Genomic DNA, 15,735 nt, shown 5'->3' with positions numbered 1-15,735 from the left:
CACAGGGTAAGGCGGGCCGCTGTGCGGACGAGTGGTGATCACCTGCATAGACCAACCGGTCTCATACGGTAAGATCACAGACCGGTCTGTTCACCCGGTCAGCGCAACAGCGAAACCTTGAACGTCAGGCGTATTTCTGCCTTCGGGTCACGCAAGCGACGCGCGCCACGCCGCGTGCAGCTCGGCGAAGTCGCCGCCGCCGGCGAGCAGCGCCGACGGGCTGCCGTCCTGCACGATCCGGCCCTCCGACATCACGAGCACGCGGTCGGCGATCAGCACCGTGGAGAGGCGATGGGCGATGATCAGCGCCGTGCGGCCGGCCAGCACCGTCTCCAGCGCGGCCTGCACCGCCCGCTCCGAGGGCACGTCCAGTGATGACGTCGCCTCGTCCAGCAGGACGACGGCCGGGTCGGCCAGCACCACCCGCGCGAGCGAGACCAGCTGGCGCTGACCTGCCGAGAGCCGCCCGCCGCGCTTGCGCACGTCGGTGTCGAACCCCGCCGGCAGCGCCTCCACGAACCCGCGCGCCCCGACAGCCTCGGCCGCGGCCACGACCTCGTCGCGGGAGGCATCCGGCCGGCCCATGGCGATGTTCTCGGCAACGGACCCGGAGAACAGGAACGCCTCCTGCGTGATCATCACCAGCGCGGAACGCAGCTCGGCATCGGCGACGTCGCGCAGGTCGACCCCGTCGAGCCGCACCGAGCCCTCCGTCGGGTCGTAGAACCGGGCGGCGAGCTTCGCGAGCGTCGACTTGCCCGCGCCGGTGGCGCCGACCAGCGCGATCGTCTGCCCGGCCGGCACGTGCAGCGTGAACTGCGGCAGCACGGTGCGGTCGGCGGCCCGCCGGTAGGCGAAGCGCACCTCGTCGAACCGCAGCTCGCCGCGCACCGGCGCCGGCAGCGCGACCGGCGCCGCCGGTTCCGCGACGTCGGGCGCCGTGTCCAGCACCGAAGCGATCTTCTCCAGCGCCGCAGCGGCCGACTGGTAGGAGTTGAAGAACTGCGCGAGCTCGTCGAGCGGGTCGTAGAACCGGCGCAGGTACAGCAGGAACGCCGTGAGGGCGCCGAGCGCGAGCGAGCCGTCGATCACCCGGATGCCGCCGACCAGCAGCACCACGGCGAGCGTGAGGTTGCCGACGCCGCGCAGGGCGCCGACGTACCGCGCGACGGTGATGAACGCGTCGGCGTTGGCGTCGCGGTACGCGCCGCTGAGCGAGCCCATGATCTGCTCGTTGCGCCGCTCGCGGCGGTAGGCCTGCACCGCGCGGATGCCGTTCATCGACTCCACGAAGTGCACGATCAGCCTGGCCACGGTGGTGCGGGTGCGGCGGTAGCTGCGGCGCGACCGGCGCTGGAACCAGCGGGTGAGCAGCAGCAGGGGCAGGAACCCGGCCAGCACGATCCCGGCCAGCATCGGGTCGAGCCACACCAGCAGCACCGAGATGCCGGCCACCGACAGAAGCGCGCCGAGGAACCCGTCGAGGCCCTTCTCGAGCAGGTCGCTCAGCGAGTCGATGTCGCTGGTCAGGCGCGAGATGAGGCGCCCGGACGTGTAGGACTCGTGGAAGTCGAGCGAGAGCCGCTGCCCGTGGGCGAACACGCGCTCGCGCAGCGTGAGCAGGATGTCCTGGCCGACCCGCCCGGAGAGCACGAGGAACGCAGCGCGCAGGCCGGCACCGACGATGCCCGTGGCGGCGTAACCCGCGATCGACCAGGCCAGCGGCGCCAGCCGCCCGTCGAGTGCGGCCGGCACACCGACGTCGATCGCGGTCGCGACCAGCAGCGGCCCGGCCAGCATCACGGCGTTCTCCAGCACCAGCAGCAGCAACGCCAGCGCGACGGCGCGCTTGTGCGGGCGGATCAGCTCGCCGACCAGCGCCCGCGCCCTGCGCTGCAGCGCCAGGCCGGCGGAACGGGTGACGTCGGTGTCTGACTCCCCGCCGGGTTCATCGGTCTCAGACCTGCCCAGCCACCCGTCGGTGTCGGCTTCGGTGCTCATGCGTCCACCCCCTCCCGCTGATCGGTTTCGAGGCTGGCCAGCAAGGCCCGGTAGTCCGGATTGGTGGCCAGCAGTTCGCGGTGCTCGCCGACGGCCGCGATGCGCCCGTCGCGCAGCATCGCGACGCGGTCGGCCAGCTGCACCGTCGACGGCCGGTGTGCGACGACCAGCGCGGTGACGTTGCCCAGCACGCGCCGCAGCGCCGCCTCGACCTCGGCCTCCGTGTGCACGTCGAGCGCGGAGAGCGGGTCGTCCAGCACGAGCACGGGCGGGTGCCCGAGCACGGCACGGGCCAGCGCGAGGCGCTGGCGCTGCCCGCCGGAGAGCGACATGCCCTGCTCCCCGATGCGCGTGTCGAGGCCCCAGGGCAACGCCGCGACGAACCCGTCGGCGCTCGCGACCCGCAGCGCCTCCCAGACGTCCTCGTCGGGAGCGTCCGGCAGGCCGAGCGCGACGTTCTCGCGCACGCTCGCCGAGATCAGCACCGGGTCCTCGAACGCCGTGGCGACGGCCGTGCGCAGCTCGGCGAGCCGCAGCGTGCGCACGTCGACGCCGTCGAGCAGCACCTCGCCGCCGGTGACGTCGTAGAGGCGGGGGACGAGCGCGGTGAGCGTGGTCTTGCCCGAGCCCGTGGCGCCGACCAGCGCCATCGTCTCCCCGGGCCGCACGGTGAGGTCCACCCCTCGAAGGACCTCCCGATCACCGCCCGGGTAGGCGAAACGGACGTCGCGCAGGACCAGCTCACCGCGCACCGGCGACGCGAGCGCCGCCGGCCGTTCGGGATCGGTGATCGCCGGGACGATGTCGCGGACCTCCCAGTAGCGGGTGGTCGCCGCCGCCGCGTTGCTCGCCTCGGCCAGCAGCCAGCCCAACGACGCGATCGGCCAGTACAGATAGGTCAGCACGGTGACGGCCGCGACGAGCGTGCCGATCGTGACCGTGCCCTGCGCGACCCCGTAGGCGCCGATACCCAGCACCGTGGCGATCGCGGCCTCCGGGATCATCACGAGCACCGTCCACAGCGCCGCGAGCAGGCGGATCTTCAGCAGCTCCGTGCCGCGCAGCCCGCGGGCGTCCTCGGCGAACCGCCTCGTGAGCAGGCGGCCGCGGCCGAGCGACTTGAGCACCCTGATGCCCAGCGCCGACTCCTCGACGACCGTCGCGAGGTCGCCCTGCTGGTCCTGCGCCCGCCGCGCCGCGACCGTGTAGCGGCGCTCCAGCACGAGCGTGATCGCGATCAGCGGGACCGCCGCGACCGCCACGATCGCACCCAGCCACAGCGAGAGCCAGGCCAGCACCAGGATCCCGATGATCATCGTGAGCCCGTTGACGATCAGGAAGATCCCGGAGAACGCGACGAACAACCGGATCGTCGACAGGTCGGTCGTCGCGCGCGAGAGCAGCTGCCCCGACGCCCACCCGTCGTGGAAGGACACCGGCAGCCGCTGCAGGTGCGCGAACAGGTCGGCGCGCATCGCCGCTTCGATGCGGTTGGCCGGGCGCGCGACGAGCATCCGGCGCAGGAAGATCAACCCGGCTTCCACAAGCCCGAACGCGAGCACGCCAAGCACCAGCCACGGCAGCGACGAGAGGTCGCCGCGCGCGATCGGGCCGTCGATGATCGCGCGGGTGACGAGCGGGACGGCCAGGCCGGCCAAAGTCGCCACGAGCGCGGCAAGGCCGCTCCCCACCAGTGCATAGCGGTGCGGAGCGACGTACTGGCGCAGCCGACGGAGGGTCGCGAGGGTGACGTGACCGCCGTCGGTGGAATGATCAGGGTTGCTCATGGCTTGACCCACGGTAGGAAATCGGGCCGTCCACCGCATTCGAGTTTGGCCGTCGGAGTGCGCACACAGGCACTGTGCGAGCTGAACCCGGGTGCAGGTCAAGTTGCGGTGGCAGTGGTCCGGAACACGGGAAGGCAGAGGCGTGGCGTTGCGAATCGGGTACAAGGCGTCGGCGGAGCAGTTCGGGCCGCGGCAGCTGGTGGAGTACGGGGTGCGCGCCGAGGAGCTGGGGCTCGACAGCGCGACCGTGTCGGACCACTTCCTGCCGTGGCGGCACGAGGGCGGCCACGCGCCGTTCGCGCTGTCCTGGCTGACCGCGGTGGGGGAGCGGACCTCGCGGATCCAGCTCGGCACGTCGGTGCTGACCCCGACCTTCCGGTACAACCCGGCGGTGATCGCGCAGGCGTTCGCCACGATGGGGCTGCTGTACCCGGGCAGGGTGATCCTCGGCGTCGGCACGGGCGAGGCGCTCAACGAGATCGCCGTCTCCGGACGGGAATGGCCGGAGTTCAAGGAGCGCTTCGCGCGGCTGCGTGAGTCGGTGCAGCTCATGCGCCAGCTGTGGGCGGGCGGTGAGGTCGACTTCGACGGCGAGTACTACAAGACCGTCGGTGCGACCATCTACGACGTGCCCGAGGAGCCGATCCCGGTCTACGTCGCGGCCGGCGGCCCCGTCGTCGCGAAGTACGCCGGCCGCGCCGGTGAGGGCTTCATCTGCACGTCGGGCAAGGGCATGGAGCTCTACACCGACAAGCTGATCCCCGCCGTGAGCGAAGGTGCGGCCGCGGCCGGCCGGGACCCGGCGAAGGTCGACCACATGATCGAGATCAAGCTCTCGTACGACCGTGACCCCGAGCTGGCCCGCGAGAACACCCGGTTCTGGGCGCCGCTGTCGCTCACCCCGGAGCAGAAGCACTCGGTGAGCTCCGCGATCGAGATGGAGCGCCTCGCCGACGAGCTGCCGATCGAGCAGGTCACGAAGCGCTGGATCGTCGCCTCCGACCCCGACGAGGCCGTCGCGCAGATCAAGCCCTACGTCGACGCCGGGCTCAACCACCTCGTCTTCCACGGCCCCGGCAACGACCAGGAACGCTTCCTCACCCAGTTCACCGAGGACGTCGTCCCGAAGCTGCGCGCCCTGGGCTGAGCCTGACGCCACCACACGCCAGGGTCAGGAAAGCCACTTTCATGCAACCACGTTGCATGAAAGTGGCTTTCCTGACGTCCGCGCAGGCACCCCGCCGCGCCGCGTCGGCCCGCGTCCCGCCTACCGCGGCCGGACGCGGCGGGCGAGGCGGCCCGGCGCCAGGGGCGCCGCCACCACCGGGTCGGCGGTGCCCGTCACCAATCCCGCGACGAGCCGTCCGGTGGCGGGCGCGAGCATCAGGCCGAGCATGTTGTGCCCCGACGCCAGCAGGATGCGGTGGCGCCCGGGCACGGGGCCGATCAGCGGCAGCCCGTCGGGGGTCATGACCCGCGCGCCGACCCACTCGTCCTGCCGGCCGGCCCAGTCGGCGTCGGGCAGGTAGCCGCGGGCGGCGGCGACGATCGCGGCCACCCGGCGGGCGTGGAACTCCTCGGCACCCGACCCGAACTCCATCGTCCCGGCGACCCGCAGGCGCTTGCCCATCGGCGTGAACACGACCCGGGCGTCCCCGAGGTGCACGACACGGCGCGGGAGCGCATCCGCACCGACCGAGAAGCTGTACCCCTTGCCGGCCACGACGCCGATGCCGACCCCGAGCTGCCGGCAGAGCTCGCGCGACCAGATTCCCGCGGCGATGACGGCGTGGTCGGCGTCGAGATCACCGACGACGGTCCGCACCCGCACGCGCGTGCCGTCCTCGGTCACGGCCGTCACGCGGGCCCCTTCGACGATCTCGACGCCCCGCGCGCGCACGGTGGCGGCGAGCCGGTCGACGAACAGCGACGGGTCGATGCTGCGTTGCTCGCGGATCACGTACCCGGCGCGGGCGGCCGGGCCGAGCGCGGGTTCGGCGGCGGCGAGGTCGGCACCCTGGAGCAGCCCGCCGTCGACCGGAGCGCCGAGCGCGCGGTGCTCGCGCAACGCGGCCCGCGCGCTCTCGGGCGACGCGTGGGCGAAGAGGAAGCCCGACGCGTCCGCGTCCCCGTCGGCACCCGCCGCCGCCAGTTCGTCGAAGAGCGTGAACGTGTCGCGGGCGAGCGCCGCGAGCGCCCGCGTCCCGGCCGCGTGCCGGCGCCTAGTCGTGTTGCGGGCGAACCTCAGCAGGAACCGGGCCAGCTCGACGTCGAGGCCGGGCCGCACGTAGAGCGCGCTGTCGGGCCGCGGCAGCCCGCGCAGCGCCGGCCCGATCACACCCGGTGCCGGCAGCGGCGCGACCAGGTCGGGGCAGATCTCGCCGGCGTTCCCGCGCGACGCCCCGCCGCCGACCGTGCCGCGTTCCACGACGGTCACCCGCAGCCCGGCCTCGGCCAGGTGGAAGGCAGAACACAGGCCGATGATCCCGCCGCCGACAACTGTGACCGACCCGCCCGTGATCGACCCGGCCGTCATGGACGCTCCGGGGCTTCGTCGGCGGGCGCCTTGACGACCTCGTCGATGTAGAAGCGCAGCCCCAGCCAGCCCGTCACGAGCGTGGCGGCGATGACGATCACGGGGACGGCGTAGAGCAGCACGGCGAGCATGTCAGGCCTCCGAGGCGACGGCGCGGCGGGACGAGCGGGTGAGTGAAGCGACCACGAAGAACACGACGAGGTTCGCGGCGGCGCCGACGACGAGCCCGTCCAGCCCGGTCGGCTCCTGAAGGAAGATCATCCAAGCGGCGGTGACGACGATCCCGGCCGCGATCGAGCTGAGCGCGGCCGCCTTCGCCCGCGATCCGAACAGCACCGCGACGAGCAGCGGGATCACGATCGTCGGCGCCCAGAACGTGTACGAGTAGAGCAGCGCGTCGACGATCGAGGGCACCGAGAGCGCGAACACGGTCGCGACCACGCCGACCCCGAGCGACAGCCCGCGCTCAAGCCAGAGCCGCTTCGTCGCCGAGACGGTCGGGTTGACGAACGGCTGGTAGATGTCCTTGACGAAGACCACCGCGATCGAGTTGAGGTAGCTGCTCGCCGTCGACATCACGACGGCCAACAGCGCCGCGACGACGAGCCCGATCAGCCCGGCCGGGAGCAGCTGCATCACCACCGTCGGCATCGCCTGGTCCGGCGGGATGTTCGGGAACATCACCAGCGCGACGAGCCCGATCGAAGCGGCGATGAAGTAGAACAGGAATGCGAACCCGCCGGAGAGCGCGAACCCGATGCGCGCGTGCCGACAGTCCGGTGTGGAGAACGTGCGCTGCGCGTAGGGCGGCACCAGCGTCTCGCCGAGCAGGAACGAGACGAACAGCCCGATGAACACGGCCGCTCCGTACCCGCCGCCGAAGCTCAGGTGCGCCTCGGGCAGCGCCGCGATGAGTGCCGCCGGCCCACCCACCTCGCCCAGCGCGAGCACGAGGGTCACCGGGATGAACACACCGAGGAAGACGAACTGCAGCATGTCGGTCTGGATGACCGCCCAGGCACCGCCGAACGACGAGTAGAGCACCACGACGCCCATCCCGATGATGATCGACGGGGTGGCCGGGAGCTGCAGCGTCGCGTTGACCACGGTGCCGATGGCCAGCGCCTGCGCGCCGAGGATGCCGGCGCAGAGCAGGATCGACAGCACGCCGGTGAGCAGCCGTGCTGCCCGCCCGTAGTGCTCTTCCATGACGTCGCCGACGGTGTGCGCGCCGAGGTAGCGCTTCAGCCGCGGCGCGACGAACAGGCCGATCAGCAGGAAGCTCACGGCGTAGCCGAAGAACGCGAACATGTAGACGTACCCGTCGCTGAACGTCCTGCCGGCGACGCCCAGCGAGGCGCCGCCGCCCAGGAACGACGCGGCGAGGCTGCCGAAGAACACCGGCCAGATGATCCGGTTGCCGGCGACGGCGAAGTCGTCGGAGTTCTGCACGCGGCGGATCGTCTGCACGCCGATCACGGCCAGCAGGACGAAGTAGCCGCCGAGCAGTACCCAGTCGAGAACGGTCATCGCGACCTCCGAGCCCAGGAGTGAGGTGGCTCACGCTAGGGACAGCACCCGCGGACGGTCATCGGTCGGACCGTCCAGGAGACAACGGCTCCGACCGGCGCCAGACTGTACGTCTCGTATAGGAGAGGTGCTCGTGCTCACACCATCACTCGCCCAGGAGATCGCCAGCGAGACCAGCGCGATCATCGGGTTCAACGTCATGATCACCGACCGGGCCGGGATCGTGCTGGGCAATGGCGACCCGTCGCGGGTCGGCACCTTCCACGAGGCGTCGGTCGAGGTCGTGCGGACCGAGCGCGCCGCGACGCATAGCGGCGAGCAGGCGCGACGGTTGTCCGGGGTGCGCCACGGCATCACGCTTCCGATCCGGCTCGACGGTGCGGTCGTCGGCACCGTCGGGCTCACCGGTGCGCCGTCGGCGGTGCGCCGGTTCGGGCTCGTGGTGCGCAGCCAGACGGAGCTGCTGCTGCGCGAGTCGTCGCTGCTCACGACGAGGCTGGTCAGGGAGAAGGCCGTCACCGACCTGCTGCGCGAGATCGCCCACCACGACCCCGAGATCGTCCCGGCGCGGCAGGTCGAGTCGGCCGCCCACGAGCTGGGCCACGACCTGCGGCTGCGCCGGGTCGCGCTGGTGATCGAGACCAGCCGGGTGCCTGCGGTGCTCCGAGCGGTCCGTGAGGCGCTGCACGACCCGCAGGACGTCGTGGGCGCGCTCGGCAGCTCGCAGGTGGCCGTGCTGCACCGGCTGCCGCGGACGGACGAGGTGACGGCGGTCCGCGCCGCGGTCGACCGCGTCGCCGGGGTGCTCCAGCACGGCGCGGGCGACACCGTGGGCGTCGGCGACCCCGCCGGCGACGTGTTGGGCCTGCGCGACTCGATCGCCGACGCCACGAGCGCGCTGCGGCTCGCGGCCGGCGGGTGCGCGGTCGCGCGGATCGGGGACCACCGCATGCATCAGCTGCTCGCGACGGTGGGCGTGCGGGCCCGGCGCCGGTTCGGCGATGCGGTGCTCGGCCCGCTACCGCAGCGGCCCGATTGGGCCGAGCTGCGCGCCACCGCGCTGTGCTGGGCGGAGCAGGGCTTCCACCTCGTCCGCGCCGCCGAGGCGCTGCACGTGCACCGCAACACGCTCGTCTACCGGCTCGCGAAGATCGAACGCCTCACCGGCAGCGATCTGCGCGACCGCAAGCAGGCGCTCGCCCTCTACGTGGCGTGTTTGATGGAGCAGCCGAGCTAGCGGGCGTGGTTGCCCGGGATCGAACCGCCGGCGACGAGCCTGCGGCCGCCGCCGTAGCCGCCGCGGACCGCGCGGATGCCCGGCAGCTGCACTGCCGAGCGCGGCATCGGGCTGCGGGCACGCAGGACGGGCCACACGGGCGAGGGCGGGAGCAGCCCGTCGAGCCCGGTGGTGGTGGGCCCGCCCACGCTGGACCGCAGGAGCTCCTGGTACTCGTCGTACTCGGCGACGGCGGCCGCGATGTCGCCGTGCGCGAGGTAGGCCTCGATGAGGGCCCTGCGGGCGCTCTCCCGGCTCGGTGCGGCGTGCACAGCGCGCTTGGCCATGGCGACGGCGTCGTCGAACCGGGCGGCGGCGGCGAGGCGGAGGCTGCGCTCCTCCATCGCGTGCAGGCGCAGCTGGCGGAAGCGCTCGCGCTCGATCGCGATCCAGGCGGCCGTCCAGCCGGGGAGGATGTCGGCGTCGAGGAGGGAGGTGTCGGTGGGCTCGACGGCCGGGGTCTCCGGCAGCGTCCTGATGAGACGCATCGCCTGCGCGAGGTCGACCTCGACGGCCGGGGCGAGCGCGATGGGGGAGTCGTTGCCGGCCTCGTCGAGCAGCCCGGGTACGGCGACGGCCGTGACTGCTTCGTCGAGCAGCCGCACCGCGGCGGCGGCGGGCACACCGGGCCAGAGGTCGGCAGCGAGCGCTGCACGCTGCTGCGGACGGGGGTGCACCGCCAGGTATGCGACGAGACGCCGGGAGTCGACCCCCAGCGGGACGGCGCTGCCGTCCACGGTCAGGGTGAACGAACCGAGGACCGTGACGCGAAGGCCCGATCCGCGGTGGTTCGCGGAGGATCGTCGCTGATCGTCAGACATGATTGTCCCAAGTATCGGTCGTGCCCGTAGTTGACTCGCCTGCAGCCTCCTGGCGCCGAGTCCGCGGAGAAGTGTTCTCCGTGTGAGGCGGCTTGCCAAGGGGCATGTGCGTCACAGTTCCAGCGACAATGCCGCCGTCCGGGTGACGTTCCGTGCGCATCATACTCACCGTGCGGCACGCATTCGCACGTGGGTGCCTGTTCCGTCCGCCCACACGTGGAGGGTGTCGCACAGCTGCCGGGCGATCCAGACACCCCTTCCGCGGGGCTCGGACGGGTGCGGGGCCTGCAGCCCGGGCAGCGGGTCGCCCAGCGCGCCGCGGTCGTGGATCTCGCAGGTGAACCCGTCGTTGCCCAGCCAGACGCAGATCATGGCCTCGCCCCCGCCGTGCTCGACGGCGTTCGTGGCTACCTCGTTGACCGCGAGCACGACGTCCTCGGCGCGGCCCGCGCCGTAGTCCGCGCTCGTCAGGGCGTGTTCGACGGCCTCGCGGACCTCGTTGAGCTGCCACGCGCCGAACGTCAGCCGCAGGTCGGGGGCGCCGAGCAGGACCGGTGCCGGAGCGGGCCGCTCCGCGAGCACGTCGCGCGGGTTGCGGAACGACGGGTTGTGCCGCAGCTCGCCGCCTGAGAGCAGCAGCGGATGGTTACGCGCTGCACCGTCCAATATCGCCTGATGGAGTGGAATCTCCGGGAAGAAGCACGTGAGCTCGATCGGGAGGTCGGAGAGCGCGACGTTGACAGCGGCGTCCAGCTCGGTCCAGAAGCTGCCGTCGGCGCCGTCCAGAACGCTCCAGTGCTCGCTGACCACGGTGGCCGGCCCGGCCGTTGCTGTGAGCTCGCGCAGCTCACGGGCCCGGTTCGCGGCGACGCTCTGCCCCGATTCGATGTCGGTGCCCTCCGGCTGCGCCAGGACGATGAGCCCCGCCGGGTCGCCGATCGCGGCGTACAGCGATTCCTCGGTGGACGGTCGGACCGCGACGGCCACCGGTTCGCCGCGCGCGAGGCCGCCGCTGACGATCGGCAGCATCATCTGCAGCAGCTGTTCGTTCGACCCGTAGAAGGCCGCGGCGTGGCGCAGCCGGACGGCCTCGGCCCTGCGGGTGTTCTCGACCTTCACCGCTGCTGCCTCACCCTGCCGCGGCGTGGGCGCCGTCGTGGGTCGTCCGGGTCTCCGGCTGATTGAGGACGAGCTGGGCTGCGAACGGCGCACCGCACCGATCCAGCACCCTCGCCACCCGCGGCCGCACGCCGAGCAGTACGAGCCGGTGGGTGCTCGGGAACTCCTCCGCCGCGTGCACGAGGCTCACCGCGCCCGCGACGTCGAGGAACCGCAGCGACGACAGGTCGAGCGTGATGTCGCTGGGCGCGGAGTGCGAGCGCAGCGCCTGGTCGAGCGTCGTGTCGAGCAGCCGGCGGATCCGGGGGCGGTTGCTGTGGTCGATCTCGCCGGCCAGCCGCGCGGATCCGGTGCGGTCGCTGGTGATCCGCAGCAGGTTGTCGTCGTAGATCGCGGGGACCGCGACCTCGGTGTGGTGCTGGGCGCGCAGCTCGTCGATCGCCTCGTCGGGGAAGCGGCGCCGGTCGTAGAAGCACAGCACGCGCGCGGGGCGGTCGCGGATGACCTCGTCGATGGCGTCGTCGTACTCGCGCAGCGAGACCCCGCCGGCGCGTTGCAGCGCGTAGCTGAGCTGCCCGGTGAGCCGGACGGCCGGGAACCCCTTCTGCAGCGCGCCGTCGATCGCGGTGCCGACTATCTGCTTCACCTGCGGGACGGGGCTGCGCAGCGCCGTACGCGTGGTGTCGGGCGGCACGATCGCGAGCTGCCCCTGCGCCATCGGCCGCTCGACGGGGACGCGGTCGTCGGCGAGGCGGGCCAGCACGTCGGTCGCGGTGCCGTCGTCGAAGTAGAGCACCTGCTCACCCGCGGCGAGGCCGCCGGCGACGAAGGCCGCGGTCATCTCCCAGAGCTGCTCGTCGCTGACCGGGACGGCGCAAGCGTGGTCGACGGACGTCATGTCCTCGACCGTTCTCGTCATCACGCTCTCCATGGACCCGGCTCCCGATCGGCGGCCGCGGCTGGCGGTATGGCGGACCGCCAGTGGCCGTCACCGAGCGGTCGCGAAGGGCGCACCCCGATGTTCGCGCCCACCGTTGATCGACCCCACCGATGATCGACACAGCGTTACCTTGGAGATACTGTACGTCCGCCTGAAGGGGTTACTCCCGGTTCACGAGGGGTGCGACGCGCCGAGCGACCGCTGACGCGCGACGAACGGCATGGTCGCGTCGACCACGGACGGTACGTGCACCTGCACGTACCGTTGATGTTGATGATTCACGGGACGAGCGGCGGCACCATCGCCTCGACCAGATGCGGGCCGGGCTCCGCGGCAGCGCGCCGCAACGCCTCGGCGAACCCCTCGGCGGTGTCGGCCCGCACCGCGGGCACGCCCATGCCCTTCGCGATGGCGACGAAGTCGAGCTGCGGGCCACCGAGGTCGAACAGCGCGCGGGCGCGCTCGCGGGCCGAGGCGGCGCCCACCTGCTGCAGTTCCATCCGCAGGATGGCGTAGGCGCTGTTGTTGTAGATGACGGTCGTGATGTCGAGGCCTTCGCGCGCGTGCGTCCACAATGCCGAGATCGTGTACATCGCGCTGCCGTCGGCCTGCAGGCACCAAACGGGCCGGTCGGGGCAGGCCACAGCCGCGCCGGTCGCCGCGGGGAGGCCGTAGCCGATCGCGCCGCCGGTCAGCGTCAGCACGTCGTGCTGCGGCGCGCCCGCCGTGGCGCCGGGCAGCCCGAGCCCCGACGTCACCGACTCGTCGACGACGATCGCGCCTTCCGGCAGCAGCGCGCCGATCACGGCGGCCGCCGTCTCCGCCGTGAGCGGGCCGCTCGGGAGGGCCGGGCGGGCGAGCGCGGCGGGTGTCGCCGTGGTCCCGGGGGCGAGCAGCTCGGCGAGCTCCTCGAGTGCGGCGGTCGCCACGCCGTCGCGCGCGTCCTCCTTCGCCACCACCTCGTGCACGGCGGCGCCGTCGGGCACCAGGTCGCCGGGTTTGCCGGGGTAGGCGAAGAACGTCACCGGGGAGCGCGCCCCGACCAGCACGACGTGCCGCGCGGCGCCCAGCTGGTGGACGGCCGCCGCGGCGAGGTAGCCGAGCCGGTCGACCGGCGCGACGCCGGCGCCGCGCTCCAGCCGAGCGGGGAACGTCTCGGCGAGCAGCTTCGCGCCGGTCGCTGCGGCGATCCTGTTCGCGGCGGCCAGACCTGCTGCCCGGGTGGCGTCGCCGCCGACCAGCAGCACGCACGGCTCGCCGGAGGTGAGCGCGGCGGCTGCGGCCTCGACGGCCGAGGGGTCGGCAGGACGGGTCTGCCGCACCTCGACGACCGGAGGATCGGAGTGCTCGACCCCTTCGACCTCGTCTCCGTCGATCTCGTCCCAGCTGACGTCCGCGGGCAGCACGAGGGTGGCGATCGTGCCCGCGCGGGCCGCCGCCACGGCCGCGGCGGCATCGGCCGCCACGTCGCGGGCCGAGGTGCTGTGCCGCAGCCACCCCGACACCGAGCCCGCGACCGCCGCGATGTCGGACTGCAGCGGCGCGTCGTACTTCACGTGGTCCGTCGCGTGGTCGCCGACGACGTTCACCAGCGGGGTGCCGGCGCGGCGCGCGTTGTGCAGGTTGGCGAGCCCGTTGCCGAGGCCCGGCCCGAGGTGCAGGAGCGTCGCGGCCGGGCGGCCGGCCATGCGGGCGTACCCGTCGGCGGCGCCGGTGGCGACCCCCTCGAACAGCGCCAGTACGCCGCGCATCCGCGGCACGTCGTCGAGCGCCGCGACGAAATGCATCTCCGACGTGCCGGGGTTGGCGAAGCAGACGTCCACGCCGCCGGCGAGCAGTGCCCGCAGCAGCGCCTGGGCGCCGTTCATGCCGACACCGACACCGACACCGAGGTGGTCGGCGAGGACACCAGCGTCTGCAGCACCACGCAGTAGCGCTCGGTCAGCTTCAGCAGCGTCGCCACCTCGTCGGCGGACGCATCCGTGCGCAGGTCGAACGTGAGCCGGATGTCGCGGAAGCCGACCGGTGCCTCCTTGTCGACGCCGAGTGTCCCGCGGAAGTCGAGATCGCCCTCGGCGCGGACGCTGCCCGAGACGTCCAGCCCCAGCGCCGTCGCGACCGCCCGCAGCGTCACCCCGGCGCAGGCGACCAGCGCCTCCAGCAGCATGTCGCCGGAGCAGAGCTGGCTCCCGTCGCCGCCGGTCGCCGGGTGCAGCCCGGCCTCCGCGAGCGCAGTGGCGGTGCGCACCCGGCACGCGATGCCGGAGCCGTCGAGCTCGCCGTCGGCGGTGAGCGTCACGAGCGCGGCACCGGGATCGTCGCGGTACCGCGCCTTCAACGGCGCCTGCAGCGCCTTGAGTCGGTCCTTGAGCGCGGAAGCATCCATGGGCGGCATCGTGCCCCTCGGCGGCGGCCTGCGGCTACGCTCCCGGGCGTGTCGACGCAACCCGACGACGGGCGCGACCGGCGCATCCTCACCGTCCCGAACGTGCTGAGCGTGCTGCGGCTGGCCGGCGTTCCGCTGTTCCTGTGGCTCCTGCTCGTTGCCCGCGAGGACGGGTGGGCGATCGTGGTGCTCGCCGTCGGCGGCGTCACCGACTGGCTCGACGGGAAGCTGGCCCGCCTGCTCGGCCAGTACAGCAGGCTCGGGGCGCTGCTCGATCCCGCCGTCGACCGCCTCTACATCCTCTCCGCGCTGATCGCGCTCGGCGCGCGCGAGATCATCCCGTGGTGGGCGGTCGTCGCGCTCGTCGCCCGCGACCTCGTGCTCGCCGCGTGCCTCGCCGTGCTCCGGCGCCGGGGCTACGGCCCGTTCGTCGTCACCTACCTCGGGAAGGCCGCGACGTTCCTGCTGCTCTACGCGTTCCCGCTGCTGCTGCTCGGACAGTCGACGGGGTGGGCGGCCGGGATCGCGCTCCCGCTCGGCCTCGCGTTCGGCATCTGGGGGATAGCGCTGTACCTCTACTCCGGCGGCCTCTACTTCGCCCAGTTCGTCCTGGCGCTGCGCAAGCCCGTGGCGCCTCTGCCGTAGGTCGCGGCAAAGGTCCGGGACCCTGCGAAGTTCCCCACCGTTTTGTGCACATGCGCGCTCTACAGGTGCGCATCCACCCAAAACGGTGGGGAACTTCGGGGTGGAAGGTGACGCCCCGCGGGCTGCCGGTGTCCCTCCGCGCGCAGAGGGTCGGGGCCGGGTGGGTGCCGGTGGGTGCGTGCGTTGCGCACGCATGCCGCTCGCGGGTACCTGGTCCGACGCGCGGGGCGGTGCACCGCGGGCAGCGATGTGGATCACGATGCCCATCGGTCCCGCCTTTCGCGACACGGGCTACGCTTCCGCGCGTGATCCCCGAAGACCTCCGCTACACCGAAGCGCACGAGTGGGTCCGCGAGCAGGGTGGCGGGGTGGTGCGGGTCGGCATCACCCACCACGCCCAGGACCAGCTCGGTGACGTCGTCTTCGTCCAGCTCCCGAACGTGGGCGACACGGTCGCGGCGGGCGCGGCGATCGGCGAGGTCGAGTCGACGAAGTCGGTCTCGGACATCTACGCGCCGGTGGGTGGCACCGTCGCGGCGGTGAACGAGGCGCTGCAGGACAACCCGGAACTGATCAACTCCGGTCCGTACGAGGCGGGGTGGCTGGTCGAGATCACGCTGGCCGACGGCTCGGACGAGGCCGTTTCCGGCCTCCTCGACGCCGCCGCCTACCAGGAGCTGACCGGCGCCTGACC

14 protein-coding genes are annotated in these 15,735 nt (G+C 72.7%); 4 read left to right on the top strand and 10 right to left on the bottom strand.

The window, feature by feature from the left end; all coding sequences use genetic code 11:
- Window positions 1-147 precede the first annotated feature (147 nt).
- Window positions 148-2,001 carry an ABC transporter ATP-binding protein gene (locus LL648_RS27840; protein ID WP_232665707.1) on the bottom strand — a complete coding sequence of 618 codons (1,854 nt, stop codon included), beginning with the start codon at window positions 1,999-2,001 and terminating at the stop codon, window positions 148-150.
- Complete coding sequence (locus tag LL648_RS27835) at window positions 1,998-3,788, bottom strand: ABC transporter ATP-binding protein (RefSeq protein ID WP_232665706.1); 1,791 nt, start codon at window positions 3,786-3,788, stop codon at window positions 1,998-2,000. Before LL648_RS27835 ends, LL648_RS27840 begins: the two co-directional genes overlap by 4 nt.
- 142 nt (window positions 3,789-3,930) lie before the next feature.
- Between LL648_RS27835 and fgd the strand changes: the two genes are divergently transcribed.
- Complete coding sequence (gene fgd, locus LL648_RS27830; RefSeq protein ID WP_232665705.1) at window positions 3,931-4,935, top strand: glucose-6-phosphate dehydrogenase (coenzyme-F420); 1,005 nt, start codon at window positions 3,931-3,933, stop codon at window positions 4,933-4,935.
- A 120-nt stretch (window positions 4,936-5,055) separates the two neighbouring features.
- Here the strand turns inward: fgd and LL648_RS27825 are convergent, their stop codons facing one another.
- Genes LL648_RS27825 through LL648_RS27820 form a run of 3 tightly spaced genes read right to left on the bottom strand, consistent with a single transcriptional unit; the run spans window position 5,056 to window position 7,854 of the window.
- On the bottom strand, window positions 5,056-6,324 hold the full coding sequence (locus LL648_RS27825) for an NAD(P)/FAD-dependent oxidoreductase (RefSeq protein WP_232665704.1): 1,269 nt from the start codon (window positions 6,322-6,324) through the stop codon (window positions 5,056-5,058).
- On the bottom strand, window positions 6,321-6,455 hold the full coding sequence (locus LL648_RS44385) for a hypothetical protein (RefSeq protein ID WP_255686570.1): 135 nt from the start codon (window positions 6,453-6,455) through the stop codon (window positions 6,321-6,323). The genes LL648_RS27825 and LL648_RS44385 overlap by 4 nt, the downstream gene beginning before the upstream one ends.
- A gap of 1 nt (window position 6,456) precedes the next feature.
- Window positions 6,457-7,854 (bottom strand): sodium:solute symporter family protein, encoded by a 1,398-nt coding sequence (locus LL648_RS27820; protein ID WP_232665703.1) that lies wholly within the window; start codon window positions 7,852-7,854, stop codon window positions 6,457-6,459.
- Between the two features lie 133 nt (window positions 7,855-7,987).
- Here LL648_RS27820 and LL648_RS27815 point away from each other — a divergent pair, with 133 nt between their 5' ends.
- Window positions 7,988-9,091, top strand: a complete 1,104-nt coding sequence (locus LL648_RS27815; protein WP_232665702.1) for a CdaR family transcriptional regulator — start codon at window positions 7,988-7,990, stop codon at window positions 9,089-9,091.
- On the opposite strand, the gene LL648_RS27810 is transcribed toward LL648_RS27815, so the two are convergent.
- The 5 genes from LL648_RS27810 to LL648_RS27790 form a co-directional block, all read right to left on the bottom strand.
- Window positions 9,088-9,951, bottom strand: coding sequence for an AfsR/SARP family transcriptional regulator (locus LL648_RS27810; RefSeq protein ID WP_232665701.1), 864 nt, complete (start codon window positions 9,949-9,951; stop codon window positions 9,088-9,090). The genes LL648_RS27815 and LL648_RS27810 overlap by 4 nt on opposite strands.
- Before the next feature lie 165 nt (window positions 9,952-10,116).
- Entirely contained in the window at window positions 10,117-11,070 is a 954-nt protein-coding gene (locus tag LL648_RS27805) for an ATP-binding protein (protein WP_232665700.1), read from the bottom strand.
- 10 nt (window positions 11,071-11,080) lie between these two features.
- A complete protein-coding gene (locus LL648_RS27800; protein ID WP_232665699.1) occupies window positions 11,081-11,989 on the bottom strand; it encodes an MEDS domain-containing protein in 909 nt (302 codons plus the stop codon).
- 299 nt (window positions 11,990-12,288) lie between these two features.
- A complete protein-coding gene (locus LL648_RS27795) occupies window positions 12,289-13,878 on the bottom strand; it encodes an acetolactate synthase large subunit (protein WP_232665698.1) in 1,590 nt (529 codons plus the stop codon).
- Complete coding sequence (locus tag LL648_RS27790) at window positions 13,875-14,396, bottom strand: OsmC family protein (protein WP_232665697.1); 522 nt, start codon at window positions 14,394-14,396, stop codon at window positions 13,875-13,877. The genes LL648_RS27795 and LL648_RS27790 overlap by 4 nt, the downstream gene beginning before the upstream one ends.
- 48 nt (window positions 14,397-14,444) lie before the next feature.
- Between LL648_RS27790 and LL648_RS27785 the strand changes: the two genes are divergently transcribed.
- Both LL648_RS27785 and gcvH read left to right on the top strand, forming a co-directional pair.
- Window positions 14,445-15,041, top strand: a complete 597-nt coding sequence (locus LL648_RS27785; protein WP_232665696.1) for a CDP-alcohol phosphatidyltransferase family protein — start codon at window positions 14,445-14,447, stop codon at window positions 15,039-15,041.
- Window positions 15,042-15,346: 305 nt separating this feature from the next.
- On the top strand, window positions 15,347-15,733 hold the full coding sequence (gene gcvH / locus LL648_RS27780) for a glycine cleavage system protein GcvH (RefSeq protein ID WP_232665695.1): 387 nt from the start codon (window positions 15,347-15,349) through the stop codon (window positions 15,731-15,733).
- Window positions 15,734-15,735: the final 2 nt, after the last annotated feature.

The organism is Pseudonocardia sp. TRM90224, from assembly GCF_021245725.1.
Classification (GTDB): domain Bacteria; phylum Actinomycetota; class Actinomycetes; order Mycobacteriales; family Pseudonocardiaceae; genus Pseudonocardia.
This window is presented reverse-complemented; position numbering and strand designations above follow the sequence as displayed.

What these genes read in the sequence shown, in the direction of transcription:
- LL648_RS27840 (WP_232665707.1), bottom strand. Translation starts at nt 2,001, where the DNA reads ATGAGCACCGAAGCCGACACCGACGGGTGGCTGGGCAGGTCTGAGACC.
- LL648_RS27835 (WP_232665706.1), bottom strand. Translation starts at nt 3,788, where the DNA reads ATGAGCAACCCTGATCATTCCACCGACGGCGGTCACGTCACCCTCGCG.
- LL648_RS27825 (WP_232665704.1), bottom strand. Translation starts at nt 6,324, where the DNA reads ATGACGGCCGGGTCGATCACGGGCGGGTCGGTCACAGTTGTCGGCGGC.
- LL648_RS44385 (WP_255686570.1), bottom strand. Translation starts at nt 6,455, where the DNA reads ATGCTCGCCGTGCTGCTCTACGCCGTCCCCGTGATCGTCATCGCCGCC.
- LL648_RS27820 (WP_232665703.1), bottom strand. Translation starts at nt 7,854, where the DNA reads ATGACCGTTCTCGACTGGGTACTGCTCGGCGGCTACTTCGTCCTGCTG.
- LL648_RS27810 (WP_232665701.1), bottom strand. Translation starts at nt 9,951, where the DNA reads ATGTCTGACGATCAGCGACGATCCTCCGCGAACCACCGCGGATCGGGC.
- LL648_RS27800 (WP_232665699.1), bottom strand. Translation starts at nt 11,989, where the DNA reads ATGACGAGAACGGTCGAGGACATGACGTCCGTCGACCACGCTTGCGCC.
- LL648_RS27795 (WP_232665698.1), bottom strand. Translation starts at nt 13,878, where the DNA reads ATGAACGGCGCCCAGGCGCTGCTGCGGGCACTGCTCGCCGGCGGCGTG.
- LL648_RS27790 (WP_232665697.1), bottom strand. Translation starts at nt 14,396, where the DNA reads ATGGATGCTTCCGCGCTCAAGGACCGACTCAAGGCGCTGCAGGCGCCG.